Raw genomic sequence first — 240 nt, 5'->3', positions numbered from 1 at the left:
CAACGAGATCTTCGGGCCGGTGCTCGTGGTGCTCACGGCGAAGACGCTCGATGAGGCGATCGCCATCGTCAATGCAAATCCGTTCGGCAACGGCGTGGGCCTCTTCACGCAGAGCGGCGCGGCGGCGGGCACGCTCACGTTCATGGTGGGCGGCAGCGCCGCGCACTACGAGAGCGTGAAGCCGGTGCTCTCGGGCATGGGCAAGAACATCGTCCATTGCGGCGAGACGGGCACGGGGCA

General features: G+C 67.1%; 1 protein-coding gene. It reads left to right on the top strand.

Annotated elements, in window-relative coordinates; genetic code table 11:
- Positions 1 to 240, top strand: a 240-nt coding sequence (locus tag AB4Y44_RS42955) for an aldehyde dehydrogenase family protein (RefSeq protein ID WP_368702861.1), incomplete at both ends; no start/stop codon positions are given.

The organism is Paraburkholderia sp. BR10937 (assembly GCF_040965695.1).
Lineage (GTDB): Bacteria > Pseudomonadota > Gammaproteobacteria > Burkholderiales > Burkholderiaceae > Paraburkholderia.
The sequence above is the reverse complement of the archived record's forward strand: the minus strand, read 5'-3'. Positions and strand labels throughout refer to the sequence as shown.